Source organism: Pseudoalteromonas sp. KS88 (assembly GCF_004766475.1).
Classification (GTDB): Bacteria; Pseudomonadota; Gammaproteobacteria; order Enterobacterales; family Alteromonadaceae; genus Pseudoalteromonas.
On the sequence record NZ_PYHV01000019.1, the window covers coordinates 323,911 to 340,831 of the forward strand.

Genomic DNA, 16,921 nt, shown 5'->3' on the forward strand with positions numbered 1-16,921 from the left:
ATGGCACAAGTACAATTTTCTGTATATCGTTACAATCCAGATGTTGATAATGCCCCACGTATGCAAGAGTATACTTTGCAAACGGAAGAAGGCCACGACATGATGGTTTTGGATGCACTTTTACTGTTAAAAGAGCAAGATCCAACATTATCTTTCCGTCGTTCATGCCGTGAAGGTGTGTGTGGTTCTGACGGTGTCAACATGAATGGTAAAAATGGTTTGGCATGTATAACACCTCTATCTACGCTACAAAAAAATGGCAAAGGTAAAATTGTTGTACGTCCATTACCGGGCTTACCAGTGGTACGTGACCTTGTTATTGACATGAGTCAGTTCTACACTCAATACGAGAAAGTAAAACCTTACCTAATTAATGACACGCCTGCGGCGGGTGAACGTCTTCAGTCAATCGAAGAACGTGATAAGTTAGATGGTCTTTACGAATGTATTTTGTGTGCATGTTGTTCAACATCGTGTCCTTCGTTCTGGTGGAATCCAGACAAGTTCATAGGTCCTGCTGGTCTTCTTCATGCTTACCGTTTCTTGGCTGATAGCCGAGACACTGCAACAGAAGAACGTTTAGCTGACTTAGACGATGCGTTCAGCGTGTTCCGTTGTCACAGTATCATGAACTGTGTTAGCGTTTGTCCTAAGGGTCTTAATCCGACTAAAGCAATTGGACAAATCAAATCAATGTTATTAAACCGCTCGGTTTAATTGTGTTGTAAAAAGTAAGGTGGCTACTCAATGTTAGCCACCTTGTTATATAACAATTAATTTCTGCGCTAAAGAAAAGGGCTTATAAATGCACGAAGGTGTGATGAAGGCATGGCTAGAATCTTCACATTTAAACGGCGGTAACGTTGCTTATGTTGAAGAGCTTTATGAAGCGTATTTAGACGATGCGACTTCTGTGCCAGAAGAATGGCGAGAAGTGTTCGAACAATTACCAAAAGTAGATGGTGTGGATGTTGATGTAAAACATTCAGAAGTTCGTTCACAGTTTGCGGCGCTTGCTAAAAACAAGCATAGAGAAGTAGTGGTAGCAGAGGGTGGAAGCGGTGACCTTAAACAGGTTAAAGTTCTCCAGCTTATAAATGCTTTCCGTTTCCGTGGTCATCAAAATGCTAATCTAGATCCATTAGATATATGGAAACGCGAGCGCGTTCGCGATTTAGAATTAGAATACCACGACTTATCTGAAGCTGATTTTGACCGTGAATTTAACGTGGGATCGTTTGCCGTTGGCCGCGATACCATGCCTTTAGGTGAATTATATAAGGCTCTTAAGACTACGTATTGTGGCTCTGTGGGTGCCGAGTATATGCACATCACATCGACTGAAGAAAAGCGTTGGTTACAACAACGTTTAGAGTCAGTGCAATCACGTCCAAATTTCAGTAAAGATGAAAAGTTACGCATCCTCAAGGGGCTAACAGCAGCAGACGGTCTTGAAAAGTACTTAGGTGCTAAATTTCCAGGTGCTAAACGTTTCTCACTAGAAGGTGGTGATGCGCTTGTACCAATGCTTAAAGAGCTAATACACCGTGCTGGCGAAAGTGGTCAAAAAGAAGCTGTAATAGGCATGGCCCACCGCGGGCGCTTAAATGTCTTAGTGAATGTGCTTGGTAAAAATCCATCTGAATTATTTGATGAATTTGCCGGTAAACATAAAGACACAAACAGTTCAGGTGATGTTAAATATCACATGGGTTATTCGTCAGACTTTGCGACCAGTGGTGGCAAAGTGCATATGGCACTTGCATTCAACCCATCTCACCTTGAAATTGTAAACCCAGTTGTAATGGGATCTGTACGTGCTCGTTTAGACCGTTTAAATGATTCTACGGGTTCAAAAGCACTTCCGATCACTATACATGGTGATTCTGCTATTGCAGGACAGGGCGTAGTTCAAGAAACATTTAACCTGTCACAGACTAATGCATTTAGTTGTGGTGGTAGTATCCGTATTGTTGTAAACAACCAAGTTGGTTTTACAACAAGCAAACAAGACGATGTTCGCTCAACAGATTACTGTACAGACATTGCAAAAATGGTACAGTCTCCGATTTTCCACGTTAATTCTGATGACCCTGAAGCAGTTGCGTTTGTTACGCAAATCGCGCTTGATTTCAGAAATAAATTTAAACGTGATGTAGTAATCGACTTAGTCTGCTACCGTCGCCACGGTCACAATGAAGCTGATGAGCCTAATGCAACTCAGCCAATTATGTACCAAAAAATTAAAAAGCACCCAGTTCCACGTTTAATATACGCCAATCAACTAGTTGATGAAGGCACACTAACTGAATCTGATGTAAAAGCGTTAGCTGACACATACAGAAACGGTTTAGACGACGGAAACTGTGTTGTTGAAGAAGTTCAGCCAGAAACATCACATTCATCTGATTGGGCCAAATATGTTGGTCATGATTGGAATGTCGAATACGATGCATCTGTCTCAGTAGAAAAGTTAAAAGAGTTAGGTAACATTGTTGCTAACTACCCAGACGATCATAAAGCGCAGTCACGTGTTAAAAAGATTTATGACGACCGTAAGCTGATGGCCGCGGGTGAAAAGCCACTTGACTGGGGTATGGCTGAAACTTTAGCTTACGCAACAATTGCAAATGAAGGCACTGATATTCGCTTAACAGGCCAAGATTCTGGCCGTGGTACTTTCTTCCACCGCCATGCGGTTGTCCATAATCAAGCAGATGGTTCCACTTATTTACCTCTTCAGCACATCAGTGAAGAGCAAGGTACGTTTGAAGTATTCGACTCTGTTTTATCAGAAGAAGCAGTACTTGCATTTGAATATGGTTATGCAACAGCAGAGCCTACGTCATTAGTACTTTGGGAAGCACAGTTTGGTGATTTTGCGAATGGTGCTCAAGTAGTATTTGACCAATTCTTAAGTTCTGGTGAGCAAAAATGGGGCCGTTTATGTGGCCTAACAATTTTGCTTCCACATGGTTATGAAGGCCAAGGCCCAGAGCACAGCTCAGCACGTCTTGAGCGTTTTTTACAATTGTGTGCTGACCATAACATGCAAGTGTGTGTGCCTTCTACACCAGCGCAAGTATATGCAATGCTTCGTCGTCAATCAGTTAGGCCACTTCGCCGTCCATTGATTGTAATGACGCCTAAGTCTTTATTGCGCCACCCATTAGCGACATCTTCATTAGAAGAGCTATCGGAAGGTGTTTTCCATAATATGATTGATGAAATCGATGATATTAATGCTGATAAAGTTGAACGCGTAGTATTTTGTAGCGGTAAAGTATACTTCGAGCTACTGCAAGAGCGCCGTAAGCTTGAATTAGATAATGTAGCTATTGTACGTGTTGAGCAGTTATATCCGTTCCCGCATGATGAAATGGAGGCAATTATGTCTCGCTATCAACATGTTAAAGATTTTGTTTGGTGTCAAGAAGAGCCACAAAACCAAGGCGCATGGTATTGTTCACAGCACCACTTTGTTGAAGCAATACCTCAAGGTGCGAAGCTCAAATACGCAGGCCGTAAGGCATCAGCTTCACCGGCATGTGGTTATATGTCAGTGCATACTAAAGAACAACAAGCGCTCGTTGCAGATGCGCTTACAATAGAAAATAAAGGATAAGCAATGAGCACAGAAATTAAAGTTCCTGTTCTTCCTGAGTCGGTTGCTGATGCTTCCGTTGCTACATGGCACGTAAGTGTTGGCGACAAAGTAAGCCGTGACCAAAACTTAGTAGATATTGAAACAGATAAAGTAGTGTTAGAAGTGGTTGCACAAAATGATGGTGTTATCACTGAAATTTCACAAGAAGAAGGTGCAACGGTTCTTGGTGATCAAGTAATCGGTTTAATTGGCGACGCTGACAGTGCTGCGCCAACAGAAGAGTCTAAAGAAGACTCAGCGCCAGCAAAATCAGAAGACGCGCCTGCGGCGCAATCAGCTCCAGCATCAGAAGGTAAAGAAGTGGACATTAAAGTACCTGTACTTCCAGAATCAGTTGCAGACGCAACAGTAGCTACTTGGCACGTTCAACCAGGTGACGCGGTTTCTCGCGACCAAAACTTAGTTGACATTGAAACTGACAAAGTTGTTCTTGAAGTTGTTGCTCAAGAAGACGGTGTTATGGGTGATATCATCCACGCTGAAGGCGATACAGTACTTGGTGAACAAGTTATTGGTAAAGTTAAAGCCGGCGGCGCACCAGCTGCACCTGCAGCAAAAGAAGAAGCAGCACCTGCTGCAGACTCTAGCGACAGTTCAGATGTATTAACGCCATCTGTTCGTCGTTTAATCGCTGAAAAAGGCCTAGACGCCTCTAAAATTAAAGGCACTGGCAAAAACGGTCGTGTAACTAAAGAAGATGTTGATACCTTCTTAAAAGCACCTGCACCAGCGGCTAAAAAAGCAGAAGCGTCTGTACCAGCAGCGCCAATGGGTGACCGTTCACAAAAACGTGTACCAATGACACGCTTACGTAAAACGATTGCTAACCGCCTTCTTGAAGCGAAAAATTCAACGGCTATGTTAACGACGTTTAACGAAGTAAACATGAAGCCAATTATGGACCTTCGTAAACAGTACCAAGAAGTGTTTGAAAAGCGCCACGGTATTCGTCTAGGTTTCATGTCTTTTTACGTTAAAGCGGTAACTGAAGCACTTAAGCGCTTCCCAGAAGTAAACGCATCAATTGATGGCGATGATATCGTCTACCATAATTACTTTGATATCAGCATTGCTGTTTCTACGCCACGTGGCTTAGTAACGCCAGTACTTAAAGATTGCGATAAGCTGTCTGTTGCTGAAATCGAAAAAGGTATTCGTGAACTTGCACTTAAAGGTCGTGACGGCAAGCTTTCGCTTGATGATATGACTGGCGGTAACTTCACAATTACTAACGGTGGTGTGTTTGGTTCATTACTATCTACACCTATTATCAACTTACCGCAGTCGTCTATTTTGGGTATGCACAAAATCCAAGATCGTCCAATGGCTGTAAATGGCAAAGTTGAAATTCTACCAATGATGTATTTGGCGCTTTCTTATGATCACCGCCAAATCGATGGTAAAGAATCTGTTGGCTTCCTAGTGACTATTAAAGAGTTACTTGAAGATCCAACTCGCTTATTGCTAGATGTTTAATCTAGTTGTATGAAATATAAGCTGTGAATGAACATTCACAGCTTTTTTTTTGCGCCTTTGGTCTAACTGGGGTTTTCATGTTAAGCCTTGGGATCTATACTAAGTGCGCAATTTGGGATAGCTGTTTATTTGCATAAATATTCAGCTCTTTTAGTATAAAAAATTGGATAAAGCATCATGAATTTGCATGAGTATCAGGCAAAACAACTTTTTGCCGAATATGGTTTACCAGTTTCTCAAGGTTTCGCTTGCGATACACCTGAAGAAGCTGCAGCAGCTGCCGAAAAAATTGGCGGCGATATGTGGGTTGTTAAAACTCAGGTTCACGCAGGTGGACGTGGTAAAGCTGGCGGTGTAAAGCTAGTTAAAACTATCGACGAAGTAAAAGAATTTGCTGCAAACTGGTTAGGTAAAAACTTAGTTACTTACCAAACAGACGAGAATGGTCAGCCTGTTGCTAAAATTTTAGTAGAAAGCTGCACAGATATCGCCAACGAATTGTACTTAGGTGCAGTAGTTGACCGTGCTTCTCGCAAAGTTGTTTTCATGGCGTCTACAGAAGGCGGTGTTGAAATTGAAACTGTTGCAGAAGAAACACCAGAGCTTATCCACAAAGCTGAGATCGATCCATTAGTGGGTCCTCAAGCTTACCAAGCACGTGAACTAGGCTTCAAATTGGGTCTTAACCCAACGCAAATGAAGCAGTTCGTTAAGATCTTCATGGGTCTTGGCAACATGTTCAACGATTTCGATTTCGCACTTCTAGAAATCAACCCGTTAGTAGTTACAGATGAAGGTAACCTTCACTGTCTTGACGGCAAAATCGGTATTGATGGTAATGCACTTTATCGTCAGCCTAAAATGCGTGATTTCCACGATCCATCTCAAGAAGATGCACGTGAAGCACACGCAGCAAGCTTTGAGCTTAACTACGTAGCCCTAGATGGTAATGTAGGTTGTATGGTTAACGGTGCAGGCCTTGCGATGGGTACTATGGACATCGTAAACCTACACGGCGGCAAGCCAGCTAACTTCCTAGATGTTGGTGGCGGCGCGACTAAAGAGCGTGTTTCTGAAGCATTCAAAATCATTCTTTCTGACGACAATGTTAAAGCTGTTTTAGTTAACATCTTTGGCGGTATCGTACGTTGTGACATGATTGCCGAAGGTATCATTGGCGCAGTTAAAGAAGTAGGCGTAAACGTTCCTGTAGTTGTACGCTTAGAAGGTACTAACGCTGAACTTGGTCGTGACGTTCTTAAGAACTCAGGTCTTGATATCATCGCTGCTGAATCACTAACAGATGCTGCTGAAAAAGTTGTAGCTGCTGCGGAGGGCAAATAATGTCTGTATTAATCAATAAAGATACAAAAGTTATCTGTCAAGGTTTCACTGGTGGCCAAGGTACTTTCCACTCAGAGCAAGCGCTTGAGTATGGTACACAAATGGTTGGTGGTGTTAGCCCAGGTAAAGGCGGTCAAACGCACCTAGGTCTTCCAGTATTCAATACAGTACGTGATGCAGTACAAGAAACTGGCGCAACTGCTTCAGTTATCTATGTACCAGCACCTTTCTGTAAAGATGCAATCTTAGAAGCTATCGATGCAGGCATCGAGCTAATTGTTTGTATCACTGAAGGTATCCCAACGCTTGATATGGTTGACGTTAAAGTTAAACTTGACGCAACTGGTACGCGTATGATCGGTCCTAACTGCCCAGGTGTTATCACTCCGGGTGAGACTAAGATTGGTATCATGCCTGGTCATATCCACAAGCCTGGTAAAGTAGGTATTGTTTCTCGCTCTGGTACTTTAACGTACGAAGCGGTTAAGCAAACTACCGATGCTGGTTTTGGTCAGTCTACATGTGTAGGTATTGGTGGCGACCCAATTCCTGGTACTAACTTTATCGACGTTTTAGAAATGTTCGAAAAAGATCCACAAACTGAAGCAATCGTAATGATTGGTGAAATCGGTGGTACTGCAGAAGAAGAAGCTGCAGAGTACATCAAAGCAAACGTAACTAAACCTGTTGTTTCTTACATTGCTGGTGTTACTGCACCAGAAGGTAAGCGTATGGGTCACGCTGGCGCAATTATCGCCGGTGGTAAAGGTACTGCTGATGAGAAATTTGCTGCATTAGAAGCTGCTGGCGTACAAACTGTACGTTCACTTGCTGATATCGGTAAAGCACTTAAAGAAAAAACTGGCTGGTAATAGCTTGTTTATTCTTAAAAAGGCTCACTTTTAAAGTGAGCCTTTTTTGTTTTCATAAATAATTTAGGTATTCATTAGTAAAATATTTTACTGTCGTTATAATAGCTTCGGTCATAATTAGTTAAAGTTCATTATAATGCGGTTAATCAAATTCTTAGTAATATGTGTATGTTGGTTTAACCCTATGTATACCTATGGATCAACAGATCTCTATGAAGAATTAATCCGTGTTGAACAACAAGCACTCGTAGAACCAATACAGTATATTACTATCTTGTCCTCAGAACAGTCAGTTGATAAATCCCCAACAAGTAAAAATTTATTCTATAAAGTATTATTGGCACGCTTATATTCATTTCATGGTGACGTAACACTTGCTAAATTAACGTTTGACTCAGTTTTTCCTCAGCTGCCAGAGACTGATACATGGTTGCGTGGTTATTGGATGTTATATCGCAGTAATTTATCGTTAGGAGAAGGCAAACTTCCCCAAGCGTTAAAACAAATAGATCAAGCTATTGCTTTATTTGTTAGATCTAATGATTTAAAAATGCAAATCAGGGCCAGAACCACTAAAGCTATTTTACTGCTTTGGCAAGAAGATTATAAATTATCTATTGAGTTGCTAGAAGCTGCATATTTGGCTTCTAAGACTTCGCAAATACCTAATTCAACCATGAATTATGTTTATACAGGCTTTGCAGCGTATTACACATCGATGTCGATTTTTGACCAAGCAATTAAATTTGCTGAGCTTGCCAAAGATAATGTTGTAAATAATGGTGATGTTGTAAATGGGTTACCCATTATATCAGTTCTATGTTCAACCTACGAAAGAGCACAGCAACTTGACTTAGCTAATGCATGCTATGAACAAATGATAGATTTATCAGTTACTGTTAAAGTGCCTCGTTATTTGTTTTGGGGCCCAGCTGGAAAAGCATCTGTCGCAATTAAACAGCAAGATTATTCAACAGCGCTTAAACTATTATATTTAGCTAAAAGCTATCTGCCCGATTTAGCAATTAACCCTGCTCATGTTGTTGCTTTATATAATAATTTTGCTAAATCATTTATAGCACTAAATCAGCCAGCACAAGCACTCGAATATTTGGCTCGCTCTGAAGAACTATTGAATCAATACCAGCGTCCATTGAATAACAGATATAAGAGAAATACACTGTTATTGAAGGCCAAAAGCCAAGAGATACAAAAAGATTTTGTAGCGGCTAATGAGTCACTTTGGCTTTTTATTGATTTAGTCGAAGAGGCAAAACTCAGCACGCAACAAAAACTTGAACAGGAAGCACGTTCAAAATTTGAATCCACCCAACAAGAAATAAAACTACAACTTGCAGAAGAGAAACTCAAAAATCAGCAAATTGAGCTCGAGCGATTAGAGAAAGACGCGCAATTGCAAACTGCGTATTTAATTATCGGTTTTTTGGCATTTGTTTCTATTTCGATTTTTACCTTTAACCAACATAAAGCGTTTCGCAAAAGCCAGTACCGGGCCAATACCGACGTACTGACTGGTGCACCAAACCGCAGGTATATTCTTGACTTTGTCTTGAAGAAATTACTTGAGAGGGAGAAACTGTTTGCCGTCGCTATTCTAGATATTGACCACTTCAAGCATGTAAATGATAAATATGGTCATGACATAGGCGATCAGGCATTAATTGGCTTTACCCAAACGCTTAATGAATATCTTAGTGACACTGACTGTAAGTTTGCACGTTTCGGTGGAGAAGAGTTTCTAGTGGTAATGCCGGGTTATGATATTACAAAAGCAAAAGCATTTATAACTGGATTATGTGATTTGATCAGAGCAACCTCCTACACTGAGGAAACAATCTCTTTAACCAGTAGTGCAGGTGTTTCACAATACATAAAAGGGATACAGTTGAACGCTATTTTAAAACAAGCCGATGAAAAGCTTTACGAGGCGAAAAATACAGGTAGAGATAAAGTTTGTAGTTAAGCTTGACCACGAAAAAAGCCGCATAGTGCGGCTTTTTATTTGCTCGTTAGTACGAGCTACTAGCTAGATACTGCTGCTTTTATAGTTTCTACTGCAGTGTCCAAATCAAGCATTAGTTTTTCACCGGTGTGGCGATTTTTCAGTTCCACCTTGTTCTCATCTAAGTTGCGCTCACCGATAACAAGGGTATAAGGTACACCCAATAATTCCATATCGTTAAACATAACACCAGGGCGTTCTTTACGGTCATCAAATAACACATCAAGGCCCGCTGCTTTTAAGCCGTCGTAAAGATTATTTGCAATATCAGGAATACGATGAGACTTGTGCATATTCATTGGTACAATAGCTAAATCGAATGGTGCAATTGGCTTTGGCCATTTAATACCATATTGATCGTTATTTTGTTCGATGGCAGCAGCAACAATCCTTGAAACACCAATACCATAACAACCCATTGTCATTACTTGGTTTTTACCTGACTCACTCAGTACGCCTGCTTTCATTGCTTCAGAGTATTTAGTACCAAGCTGAAAAATATGACCAACTTCAACACCTCGTTTGATCTGTAATGTGCCTTGACCACATGGGCTTGGATCGCCTTCAACAATGTTGCGTAAGTCTGAAACCTGGTATTGCGCTACATCACGCTCCCAATTGATACCACTATAATGTTCATCGTCTTTGTTCGCACCAGCGACAAAATCAGCCATTATATTGGCTGTACGGTCTACAATTATTGGCATAGATAAACCAACAGGGCCAATAGAGCCAGGCTTTGCGCCAATTGCAGCAACAATTTCAGATTCAGGAGCCATTTCGAGTGGCGAATGTACAAGCGGGTGGTTCTGTGCTTTTAATTCGTTTAGCTCATGATCACCACGAATTACTAAGGCAACTAAACCTCGTTCACCGTTTTCATCTGCAGTGCCATATACAATAAGTGTTTTAACACCACGATGAGGTTTAACACCGTAATGCTTTTTAAGTTCACTGATTGTTTTAGCATCAGGTGTTGGAAATGCCTTTAATTCCTTACTTGGAGCAGGACGCTCTTCGTTAGGGGCAAGGGCTTCTGCTTTTTCAATATTCGCTGCGTAATCACTGGCATCGCTAAATGCGATAGCATCTTCACCTGACTCAGCAAGCACGTGGAATTCATGAGATAAGCTACCACCGATTGAGCCTGTGTCAGCTAAAACAGGTCGATAATCTAAGTTTAAACGTTCAAAAATATTGCAATAGGCTTTGTGCATTATTTCGTAGGTATTGTTTAAGCAATCATCACTTAAATGGAATGAATACGCATCTTTCATAGTGAACTCACGTGCTCGCATAACACCAAAACGTGGACGGCGTTCATCACGTACTTTTGTTTGTACTTGATACAGTGTTAACGGTAATTGCTTGTATGAGTTAATTTCTTTACGAACAAAGTCGGTGATCACTTCTTCATGGGTAGGACCAAGAGCAAAAGGGCGGTTGTGGCGATCATTAAAGCGTACAAGCTCATCACCAAACTGGTCCCAACGGCCAGACTCTTGCCATAAATCGGCAGGTTGAATAACAGGCATTAGCATTTCAATCGCGCCTGCTTTATCCATTTCTTCACGAACAATTGCTTCAACTTTGCGTAACACACGTAAACCAGAGGGTAGCCAAGTATATAAACCCGACGCAACGCGGCGGATCATGCCTGCTCTTAACATTAATTGATGTGAGATGATTTCAGCATCTGCTGGCGTTTCTTTAAGTGTTGCGAGTATATATTGACTGGTACGCATGTTTTTTCCGATAGTTATAAAATTATTCAGCGTTAAGTTTAACAGCGCTAGCATTTACACTAAAGCGCTAAGTTTAGTTTTCTACAGTTTTTCTATGTGGCTAACATAGTTATGTTCACCATTGACTTGCCAACGAATATTAAAGTTATATAAAGTCATACCATAACTTTGTTCGCCATCTTTTTGCTTTTTATAAGCAGGGCGAGGGTCTTGCTTTAGCACATTAACAATAAAGTCTTTTAGCTCAGGGTACTGGTTTTGAGCCGTAATAAATTGCTCAGCGGTTTCGCTAAATTCAACACTCATTTGGGTGTGTGGCCGCACATCAGCAAAGCCTGCACTGGCATCATGCATTGCATCGGAGTAGGGTAAGTACGGTTTAATATCTAAGATAGGCGTTCCATCGAGTAAATCAATCCCCGATAGTAATAGGCTTAATTGGCCATTGCGGTATTCAATACCTTCGAGCTTAACGGCACTCATGCCAATGGCGTTAGGTCTAAAAGTGGCTCGGGTTGCAAATACACCTTTGCGATCATTGCCACCTAAACGAGGTGGCCTAACCATCGCTGAGTACCCTTTGTCTGCTGTTTCATGAAAACGAAATAAAAGCCAAATATGGCTAAACTCATCAAGCCCTCGAACAAACTCTTCACGATTGAAATCAGCACAGAATACAAGTTTAGCTTTAGCTTGTGGTACCAATCTAGGTTGGCGAGGAATTGCAAACTTTTGTTTATAGGGAGATTCAATATGACCTACGGCCGTTAACTGATAGTCGCTCATAAAACCAATCTTGTTATTTATTTTGCGCTATTCTAACCGTTAAAAACAGAAAAAGGCAGCCGAGGCTGCCTTTTTAAATTAAACCATTCGGTCTAATTAAAACATGTATTGCACAGATACCGATGCAACGTCCATATCTGGGTCAATATCGTCTTCTAACTTATAACGTTCGTATTCTAAACGCATTTGAACATTTTGAGTAAACGCATACTCAATACCTGCACCATAAAACACGTCACCACCATCTTGGTCTGCTGACACTCTGCCAACCGCAGGGATATCTGTAGTTACTTCTGCATCCCATTCAAGCCAGCCACCTTTAGCGTAGACAGAAAAGCGTTCTGTTAATGGGGCTGAAAGACGTGCAGCAAGAGACACACCATCAACTTCAGCATAGCTATCGATGTCACTTACTTCATCAAAGTTTTGGTAAGCGAGTTCGACACTAACGTATTTATTGAATTGAGCACCCACGTAACCTTTAAGCATTTGTGAGTCGTCATCGAAATCTGTATCGTTTTCTGAGTCTTCAAACTCAAAAGAATATTGTCCATAGCCGATACCTGTATATATGCTCGGCATATCCATATCAGTTACTTCTGCCTGGGCAGTATTATTAAAACCAAATAGCGCTAGTGCGACAGCAGAAATTGAAAGTGATTTAATCATTTAATAGCTCCTTTACAAAATAAAAAATAAATAACTCTTTGTTATTTTCCATTTATATAGGTGCAGTCATTGTGCCAAAGTTTTATCGAGTAATTAATGTTCTATTTGGCTATTTAATATATTAAAAAGTCACGTTTTGCTTTGTTTTCAGTCACCTATTCAGTTTCACAAAGGACAATTTTGCAATTTAAATGTAACTTTTACAGAGCGCATAAATGATTACGGGGTTGTTTTATGTAACAAGGTCTCCGTTTCTATTGCAATTTGTTTCATCTTAATTGCATAGTTTTCTAGCTGCTTTTCATCATTAGTGACCGCTGTGTAAGTTGGGACTTGAACGGGGTAACCCGTTTCATCCATCGCAATGAAGCTGATGATACAGTGATTAGTTTCAACTAAGTTTTGTGTTTTAGGATCACCGCAGCGCACTTGTATAAAAATTTGCATACTGGTTTTTCCCGTATGCGCTATTTGAGCTTTTACTTCAACTATTTGGCCAACCAAAATTGGCCGCCTAAACTTAACACCTGCAACAGAAACAGTAACGCAATAATGACCACTCCAGCCTGCTGCACATGCATAGCCTGCTTGATCAATCCACTTCATAACAATTCCACCATGGACTTTGCCGCCAAAGTTAACATCGGTCGGCTCTGCTAAAAAACGAAACACCACATTATCTGAAGGCATAAATAAACTCTTAATTTTACTGACGGTATTATTCAGCATAGCGCAAAAAAGGGGCCGAAGCCCCCTGCAATTTAGGATTTATTAAGGTTGTTACATATTTGGATAGTTTGGTCCACCAGCACCTTCAGGTGTCACCCATGTTATGTTCTGACTCGGATCTTTAATGTCGCACGTTTTACAATGAACACAATTTTGTGAATTTATGACAAATTCATCTTTGCCTTCTACCTGCTGAACTTCATATACGCCTGCTGGGCAGTAACGTTGTGCAGGTTCATCAAATTTAACAAGATTCACATCAATTGGAATTGCACTATTTTTTAGCTGTAAGTGACAAGGCTGTGACTCTTCATGATTAGTATTCGATAAAAACACTGACGATAGTTTGTCAAAACTCAGTTTACTATCAGGTTTTGGGTAATTAATTTTATCTGCAGCATTTTTATCAACTAAGGTTTCGTGATCTGGCGTATTATCTTTGAATGTAAATGGTAACGCACCTGCAAAAACATTTTGGTCAATTGTATTGTATGCACCACCAATGAATTTACCTAACTTGTGCATAACAGGACCAAAATTACGTGATTGATGCAATTCTTTATAAGCCCAGCTTTGTTTAAATGCATTGGTATATTGCGTAAGGTCTGTATTAGCTTGACCATTTGTAATGGCGTCTAAAATAACATCCGCAGCTATCATGCCTGACTTCATCGCCGTATGATTCCCTTTAATTTTGGCAAAATTAAGCGTGCCCGCATCACAACCGACGAGTAAACCGCCCGGGAAATGCATTTTTGGTAAAGAATGCAAACCACCTTTTGCAATGGCACGTGCGCCATAAGCAATACGTTCACCACCATCAAGCACATCTTTAAAAGTAGGGTGGTGCTTCATGCGTTGAAATTCATCAAACGGACTTAAGTGCGGGTTTGTGTAATTTAAATCAACAATTAAACCAACCACAACTTGACTATTGTCAGCGTGATACATAAATGCACCGCCATTTGTGTCACCTGATAATGGCCAACCTGTGCCATGTACAACCGTGCCTTCTTTATGTTTACTTGGGTCGATTTGCCAAATCTCTTTAAAACCCAAACCATAGTGCTGAGGTGATGCGTCTTTATCTAATGCAAATTGATTTATAAGTTGTTTACCTAAATGCCCACGGCAGCCTTCTGCAAATACAGTGTACTTTGCACGAAGTTCCATACCTGGCATGTAGCCATCTTTTTCGTTGCCTTCTTTATCAAGGCCCATGTCACCGGTAATAATGCCCTTTACCGAATCGTCTTCTATTATCACAGAGTGAGCACTGAAGCCTGGAAATATTTCAACCCCAAGGTTTTCAGCTTGTTCTGCCAACCAACGACATACGTTACCCATAGAAACAATGTAGTTTCCTTCGTTATGAAACGTTTTAGGCGTCGCAAAATGAGGGATGGATGTTGCTTTTGTTTCATTGTTGAACCAATAAATTTCATCATTGGTGACTTTAGTAGTCACGGGGGCACCTAATTCTTGCCAATTAGGGAGCAATTCGTCTAATGCGGTAGTTTCAAATACAGCGCCAGATAAAATATGAGCGCCCACCTCAGAGCCTTTCTCAACAACACAGATCATGCATTCTTGTTCTTTTTGTTGTGCTTGCTGCGCTAGTCTAATCGCTGTTGATAGCCCAGCAGGGCCAGCGCCAACAATGACTACATCAAATTCCATGGTTTCGCGTTCGACCATAATAACCTCTTGTGTGTGACGGACCTGCACCTTTTACAAAGGGGATTTCATACTTGCAAATGAAACGTTACAGGCTGTGAATAGTTTAAGGTTATTTTAGGTTGACGTTTACGTCAACAGGAAGTAGTCTGAATTCATAAAATAAATAGGTTGACGTACACGTTAGCTTGTAGGTTTAAATAATCAGGGAGTTCCTATGAAAGTTCTCGTTCCAATAAAAAGAGTCATCGATTACAACGTAAAAGCACGCGTTAAATCTGATAACAGTGACGTTGATCTTACCAATGTAAAAATGGCGATGAATCCATTTTGTGAAATAGCGATTGAAGAAGCTATTCGTTTAAAAGAAGCGGGCACTGCAACCGAAGTTGTTGCGGTGACGATTGGTGCAAAGGCTTCGCAAGAGCAGCTTCGTACAGCACTTGCACTTGGTGCTGATAAAGCCATTCATATCGAAACAGAAGAAAAACTAGAATCGCTTCATGTTGCTAAATTGCTGGCTAAAATCGTAGAGCAAGAATCACCTGAACTTGTTATTTTAGGTAAACAGTCAATCGATTCAGATAATAACCAAACAGGTCAAATGCTAGCTGCGCTAACAAACCGTGGGCAAGGTACGTTTGCATCTAAAGTTGATGTGGACAGCGGTACCGTAAAAGTGACGCGTGAAGTGGATGGTGGTTTACAAACAGTAGAATTAAAACTACCTGCTATTGTAACGACGGATTTACGTTTGAATGAACCGCGTTATGCTTCGTTGCCAAATATTATGAAAGCAAAACGTAAGCCATTGGAAGTTATTGCAGCAGACAGCTTAGGCGTTGATTTAGCACCCCGTATACAGTTGGTATCTGTCAATGAGCCAGCAAAGCGTACTGGTGGTATTGTTGTTGAAGATGTTGCCCAATTAGTTGAAAAACTAAAAACAGAAGCAAAGGTGATTTAAATGAAAACATTAGTAATAGCAGATCATGATAATGGCCAACTTAAGCCAGAAACATCTAAAACTATTAATGCTGCGGTTAAATTAGGTTTTGCTGTTGATGTACTTGTTCAAGGTGCCGATATTAGCGGTATGGCAAATGATGTTGCTCTCATTGACGGGGTTAGCAATGTGTTAGTTGCAGATGATGCAGCATACGCCCACCAACTAGCAGAAAACACGGCCGATTTAGTGTTGTCGTTGGCATCTGATTATTCCCATATAGTCGCAAGTGCAACGACCACAGGTAAGAACTTTATGCCGCGTGTGGCAGCATTATTAGATGTTGCACAAGTTTCTGAAATCATTGATGTAGTGGATGCCGAAACTTTTAAGCGTCCAATCTATGCGGGTAACGCGATTGCGACAGTTAAATCATTAGACACCAAAAAAGTGATTACAGTGCGCGCTAGTAGCTTTGATTTACAAAATGAGCAAACGGCAGCACCTATAACCACCATTAGCTCAAGCCTAGAAAATGCATTAAGCAGTTTTGTCAGTGTTGAGCAAACAGAATCTGAACGCCCTGAGTTAACCGCCGCTGAGGTGGTTATATCTGGTGGTCGTGGAATGCAAAATGGTGAAAATTTTGCTCTGCTAAATGGTATTGCTGACAAGCTTGGTGCAGCAATTGGCGCTTCACGTGCGGCGGTAGATGCCGGGTTTGTACCTAATGATATGCAAGTAGGGCAGACGGGTAAAATTGTTGCGCCTAACTTATATATTGCTGTGGGTATTAGCGGTGCAATACAGCACTTAGCCGGTATGAAAGACTCTAAAGTGATCGTTGCAATTAACAAAGACCCTGATGCACCAATTTTCCAAGTTGCTGACTATGGTTTAGTTGCAGATTTATTTGATGTACTACCAGAGCTTGAAGCAGCACTGTAAATTATAAACGATTCTGGTTGTTAAAAGCTGTTGTTCCTT

Annotated in this window: 13 protein-coding genes; 8 read left to right on the forward strand and 5 right to left on the reverse strand. The window is 40.9% G+C overall.

The annotated features are described in order from the left end of the window. The 6 genes from C7Y70_RS13780 (at position 1) to C7Y70_RS13805 (ending at position 9,343) form a co-directional block, all read left to right on the forward strand. Positions 1–717, forward strand: coding sequence for a succinate dehydrogenase iron-sulfur subunit (locus C7Y70_RS13780; protein WP_058558735.1), 717 nt, complete (start codon positions 1–3; stop codon positions 715–717). Positions 718–805: 88 nt separating this feature from the next. Continuing rightward, positions 806–3,625 carry a 2-oxoglutarate dehydrogenase E1 component gene (sucA, locus tag C7Y70_RS13785; protein WP_099293636.1) on the forward strand — a complete coding sequence of 940 codons (2,820 nt, stop codon included), beginning with the start codon at positions 806–808 and terminating at the stop codon, positions 3,623–3,625. A 3-nt stretch (positions 3,626–3,628) separates the two neighbouring features. Continuing rightward, complete coding sequence (odhB, locus tag C7Y70_RS13790) at positions 3,629–5,143, forward strand: 2-oxoglutarate dehydrogenase complex dihydrolipoyllysine-residue succinyltransferase (protein ID WP_099293638.1); 1,515 nt, start codon at positions 3,629–3,631, stop codon at positions 5,141–5,143. Between the two features lie 177 nt (positions 5,144–5,320). Continuing rightward, positions 5,321–6,487, forward strand: a complete 1,167-nt coding sequence (gene sucC, locus C7Y70_RS13795; protein ID WP_099293640.1) for an ADP-forming succinate--CoA ligase subunit beta — start codon at positions 5,321–5,323, stop codon at positions 6,485–6,487. Next, positions 6,487–7,359: a succinate--CoA ligase subunit alpha gene (sucD, locus tag C7Y70_RS13800; RefSeq protein ID WP_087534150.1), complete on the forward strand. Its 873-nt coding sequence runs from the start codon at positions 6,487–6,489 to the stop codon at positions 7,357–7,359. Before sucC ends, sucD begins: the two co-directional genes overlap by 1 nt. Before the next feature lie 184 nt (positions 7,360–7,543). After that, complete coding sequence (locus tag C7Y70_RS13805) at positions 7,544–9,343, forward strand: GGDEF domain-containing protein (RefSeq protein ID WP_167850829.1); 1,800 nt, start codon at positions 7,544–7,546, stop codon at positions 9,341–9,343. Between the two features lie 59 nt (positions 9,344–9,402). Here C7Y70_RS13805 and C7Y70_RS13810 read toward each other — a convergent pair whose 3' ends face one another. The 5 genes from C7Y70_RS13810 to C7Y70_RS13830 all read right to left on the reverse strand — a co-directional run bounded on the left by C7Y70_RS13810 (position 9,403) and on the right by C7Y70_RS13830 (position 15,009). Further along, a complete protein-coding gene (locus tag C7Y70_RS13810; RefSeq protein ID WP_099294351.1) occupies positions 9,403–11,127 on the reverse strand; it encodes a proline--tRNA ligase in 1,725 nt (574 codons plus the stop codon). Between the two features lie 81 nt (positions 11,128–11,208). Continuing rightward, complete coding sequence (tsaA, locus tag C7Y70_RS13815) at positions 11,209–11,913, reverse strand: tRNA (N6-threonylcarbamoyladenosine(37)-N6)-methyltransferase TrmO (protein WP_135475319.1); 705 nt, start codon at positions 11,911–11,913, stop codon at positions 11,209–11,211. Between the two features lie 96 nt (positions 11,914–12,009). After that, on the reverse strand, positions 12,010–12,582 hold the full coding sequence (locus C7Y70_RS13820; protein ID WP_135475320.1) for an outer membrane beta-barrel protein: 573 nt from the start codon (positions 12,580–12,582) through the stop codon (positions 12,010–12,012). A 219-nt stretch (positions 12,583–12,801) separates the two neighbouring features. After that, positions 12,802–13,272, reverse strand: a complete 471-nt coding sequence (locus C7Y70_RS13825; protein WP_099293651.1) for an acyl-CoA thioesterase — start codon at positions 13,270–13,272, stop codon at positions 12,802–12,804. 90 nt (positions 13,273–13,362) lie between these two features. After that, positions 13,363–15,009 (reverse strand): electron transfer flavoprotein-ubiquinone oxidoreductase, encoded by a 1,647-nt coding sequence (locus C7Y70_RS13830; RefSeq protein WP_135475321.1) that lies wholly within the window; start codon positions 15,007–15,009, stop codon positions 13,363–13,365. A 196-nt stretch (positions 15,010–15,205) separates the two neighbouring features. On the opposite strand from C7Y70_RS13830, the gene C7Y70_RS13835 reads away from it, so the two are divergent. Together C7Y70_RS13835 and C7Y70_RS13840 are read left to right on the forward strand one after the other, a co-directional pair. Further along, the gene (locus tag C7Y70_RS13835) at positions 15,206–15,955 is read left to right on the forward strand and encodes an electron transfer flavoprotein subunit beta/FixA family protein (RefSeq protein ID WP_099293655.1); all 750 of its coding nucleotides are present in this window, start codon (positions 15,206–15,208) and stop codon (positions 15,953–15,955) included. Then, on the forward strand, positions 15,956–16,882 hold the full coding sequence (locus C7Y70_RS13840) for an FAD-binding protein (RefSeq protein WP_135475322.1): 927 nt from the start codon (positions 15,956–15,958) through the stop codon (positions 16,880–16,882). Positions 16,883–16,921 lie beyond the last annotated feature (39 nt).